Here is a 1,294-nt window from a genome sequence, read left to right as displayed (position 1 = left end):
TTCTGAAATTAAGCGCACTGGTGTTTTGAAAGTAGGAATTAGAAGAGATGCCCCTCCCTTTGGTTTTCTAGACCAAGACAAATGGCAAGGCTACTGCGTGACTAAAATGTATTATCTAGCCAACCATCTCGGTGAAGTACTCAATAGACCTGTTCGGTTCGAGCCAATTCCATCTGTTCTAGACGAAGACTCTCCTAACAATCGTTATCGGATGGTAGCCAATGGCAAGGCACATCTAGAGTGTGGTCCCAATACGATCAAAAGTGCTCCACCACTATCAGGAGTTACTTACTCCACGGCTTTTTATGTTTCCGGGACACATTTTATAATCAGACCCGAAATGAGGGGTATATTCAAACCTGACACTTCCCTAGCTGGTGAAACAATTGGTGTTCTTCCTGGTTCAAATACACATACTTTAATCTCCAGTACCTACCCATTAGCTAAAATAGAAGACGCTCGCTACAAAAGTTCTAACGGTCGAGAATTGGGTGTCAGAGATGTAGTCGAAAGGAGAATTGATGCTTTTGCCAGTGATGGCATGCTCTTAATGGCAGAAGCCTTAAGACAAGGGCTGACATTCCAGGATTTTACCTTAATTCCTGACCGACCGTTAAGTTGTGATTTTTACGGAATAATTTTACCAGATCAGGATACAGAATGGAAGACAAAAATTGATCAATTTATTACTGACTTAAGGTGGGATATAATTTTGGAAAAATCCTTGGGTGTTGACTCTATTTATTACCAAGGTCCACGGCAAGCCGCTTATGAAAAATGTGCTAACTAAATCGCTGACTGCTGACTGCTGACTGCTGAATAATTAATACTTAAAAGCCTATTTTTGATTATTCAAATAGACGCTTAAATAGACGACTATGTTAAACCCATTCTTTTGGATTAAGCGTGCTTCCCATCGCCGATGGTTTTACCTGCTGATTCTGGTAGTTGTGGCACTGGCTCTAGGGGTAGGGTTACCCAATACCTCATCAGCATCTGACTCCTGTGGGTTGGATGGTGATGCAGGAATTGAGATAATTCAGTTAATCACCATTTCTGATCAACAAGAAGTAGAGCTGGGTAAGTGTTTGAATCAACAAGAAGTTGATCAAGGGCTGGAGATTTACCGCGGACGCGAAATCACTGAATACGTCCAAGACATTGGTAAGAGATTAATCCCCTATAGCGATCGCCCCAATTTTCCCTATACCTTTCAAGTAGTCAGGAACAACGATATAAATGCCTTTGCCTTGGTGGGTGGCTTTGTTTATGTTCATACGGGCTTGCTCAAAGG

General features: G+C 41.9%; 2 protein-coding genes. Both read left to right on the top strand.

Annotation, left to right across the window (positions count from 1 at the left end):
• Window positions 1-790 (top strand): transporter substrate-binding domain-containing protein (locus F6K37_RS42950; RefSeq protein WP_287257289.1); only part of this gene is annotated, 790 nt, incomplete at its 5' end.
• Between the two features lie 88 nt (window positions 791-878).
• On the top strand, window positions 879-1,294 hold a 416-nt coding region (locus tag F6K37_RS42945; RefSeq protein ID WP_287257288.1), incomplete at its 3' end, for a M48 family metalloprotease.

The sequence above is a fragment of the Moorena sp. SIO4E2 genome (genome assembly GCF_010671945.1).
Taxonomy (GTDB): Bacteria; Cyanobacteriota; Cyanobacteriia; order Cyanobacteriales; family Coleofasciculaceae; genus Moorena; species Moorena producens.
The sequence above is the reverse complement of the archived record's forward strand: the minus strand, read 5'-3'. Positions and strand labels throughout refer to the sequence as shown.